The organism is Burkholderia sp. Ac-20353 (genome assembly GCF_017104785.1).
Lineage (GTDB): Bacteria > Pseudomonadota > Gammaproteobacteria > Burkholderiales > Burkholderiaceae > Burkholderia.
Genome location: NZ_JAAGPL010000404.1, coordinates 1 through 2,418 on the forward strand (window position 1 = coordinate 1; position 2,418 = coordinate 2,418).

At 70.6% G+C, this 2,418-nt stretch carries 2 protein-coding genes and 1 pseudogene; 1 reads left to right on the forward strand and 2 read right to left on the reverse strand.

What is annotated here, in order from left to right; all coding sequences use genetic code 11:
- A pseudogene (locus G3N94_RS40670) lies at positions 1–699 on the forward strand (hypothetical protein); the annotation flags it as partial.
- Positions 700–825: 126 nt separating this feature from the next.
- On the opposite strand, the gene G3N94_RS40675 reads toward G3N94_RS40670, so the two are convergent.
- Both G3N94_RS40675 and G3N94_RS40680 read right to left on the reverse strand, forming a co-directional pair.
- Positions 826–1,752: an alpha/beta hydrolase gene (locus G3N94_RS40675; RefSeq protein WP_205799813.1), complete on the reverse strand. Its 927-nt coding sequence runs from the start codon at positions 1,750–1,752 to the stop codon at positions 826–828.
- The coding region (locus G3N94_RS40680; RefSeq protein ID WP_205799814.1) for an ABC transporter ATP-binding protein at positions 1,749–2,418 on the reverse strand (670 nt) is incomplete at its 5' end. The genes G3N94_RS40680 and G3N94_RS40675, both read right to left, overlap by 4 nt.

Below are 2,418 nucleotides of genomic sequence, written 5' to 3' on the forward strand. Positions count from 1 at the left end.
TTCTCTCAGCGCGGGCCCGCGCGGCTCGACTACCGGCTGCTCGGCCAGGCCGGCTGGGAATACGTGGCCGCGTACGATCACCAGGGCCTGCTGTGGGAGCGCAACCTGCACGCGGAACTCGGCTATGCGGAACGCCTGATCCGCGTGCGCTGGGGTGGCGCGCGCATCCGCGATCGCTACCGCTGGGCCACATGGCACGGCCGGATCCGCATCGTCAACGGCACGATCCACCGCTTCGGGTCGCACGGATTCGAGCATGTCGAGGAATCGGCGTGGCGCACCGGCGCGACCGACATCGAGTTCCGCAGCGACACCTATGGCGATGCCGACAGCATCGAGATCGACGTCGGCAATCTCGCCGACGCGACGATCGTCGTCGAAGGAACGATCGACGGATTCGCGAAGGTCGGCGATCCGCTGCAGCGCAATCCGTTTGCGCATGCGCCGTCGTTCCGCTTCGAGATCAACGGCGCGGAACTGCTCGCGCGCGGCGCGGCGACGCACGCGCTCGGCGGCACCGAGCTGTTCGTCGCGCTCGAGCGGCTCACGGACCAGACGCTGCCCGTCGACCTCGCCGGCAGCATCGACGTCGCGCCCGGCAATGCGCAGTTCGGGCACCGCCCCGTGTATTTCTTCGGGCGGCAGCACAACGACAGCAAGGTGTGGTCGTCCGCGCAGTTCATTCGCTTCGAAACCTGAAGTCGAGCCGTATCGGCAGGTCGTCGAGATCGGGCCGAGCGGGCCGAGCGGTGCGGCGCGCCAGCGGCCCATGCCTCGCAAGCGTCGTGTTTGTTGATAAGGGCTCCGGCATCGTTCAGCGCGCAGTCATGCGTCGACGCCTGACTGCCGTTCCGGTGCCGGCACCGGTGCGCGCTGCTCGGCCGGCCGTGCGATCCTGTCGAGCAGCGCGCGCAATGCCTCATCCACGGCCTCGGGACGCTCGAGCATCAGCTGATGGCCGCATTCGCGCAGCACACCGAACTTCGCGTCCGGCAGCGCATCGGCCAGCGCGCGTCCGTCCGCCGCCGGCGTCAGGCCGTCCGCGTCACCCGCGAGCACGACGACCGGCAGGTCGAGCGCCGCGAGCCGTGCGGCATCGGGCCACGGCGCGTCGCGCAGCACGGCCTGGAACGTCGCGAGCCGGTTGCGGCGCGCAACGCGCGATTCGTACGCGACGAGCGCGCGGTCCACATGCGGATGCCACGCAAGCCGCCGGAACCGCCGCGCAAACACCGGCTTGAGCCATTCGAGCAGCCACGCCGGCAGCGCGGACGGCTGCATGGCCGGGCGCGTGAGCCGGGTGCCGAGCAATAGTGCCGCGTTCGCTTCGTGCAATCGTCCGAGTTCGGCAAGGCGCTCCAGCAGCACGAGCGTGCTGCCCGTGCCGAGCGAATGCGCGACCAGTACATTGCGCGCGCCCTTGTAGCGATCGAACAGCGCGAGATAGTCCTGAATCGTCTCGGCGCCGCGATAGGCGCCGTTGTCCGGATTCGGGCGCGGGCTGTCGCCGTGACCGAGGAAATCCCATGCGACGAGCCCATAACCCGCATCAGCCAGCGTCCGCCATTGGCGGCGCCACTGGTTCTTGTTGCCGCCACCACCGTGCGCGAAGAACACGACGGTATCCGCGTGCTGCGAATCGGGCGGCGCCGGGCGATGGGCGACGCTCAGCGTGCGCCCCGTGCGGACTTCGACCGGCGTGCCGGTCACGACCACCGGGCCGGCGGCCGCGTCAGTCGAATCGGATGTCATGGCTGCTCCTCGTCGATCGGTTGTGCGTGCCGCGCGCCGTCGGTGTTGGTTGCCGGTCGCGCCGGCAGCGCCGGCAGCACCGGCATCGCGTCGATCAGCGCGCGGGTATATGGATGGCGCGGCACGCCGAACACCTGCGCGGCGTCGCCCAGCTCGACCACGCGCCCCGCGCGCATCACCGCGATCCGGTCGCAGATCTGCGCGGCAACCCGCAGGTCGTGCGTAACGAACACGATCGCCATCGCGCGGCGGCGCTGCACGGATTCGAGCAGCGCGAGCACTTGCGCCTGCACCGACACGTCGAGGCCCGACACCATCTCGTCGGCCACGAGGATCGCGGGATCGAGCGCGAGCGCACGCGCGAGGCTGATACGCTGCCGCTGCCCGCCCGAGAACTGGTGCGGATAGCGATCGAGCGCATCCGGCGGCAAGCCGACCCGCGCGAGCAGGTCGGCCGCGCGCCGGCGGGCGTCAGCGCGCTTGACGCCGTGGGCGACCATGCCGGTCGCGACGATGTCCGCGACGGTCTGGCGCGCGTTCAGCGACGCGTGCGGATCCTGGAACACCATCTGGATCTCGCGCCGCAGCGGGCGCAACGCACGCTCGGTCAGGCGCGCGAGATCGTGCTCGCCGCGCAGCACGATGTGGCCGTCGTCCACGCGCGCG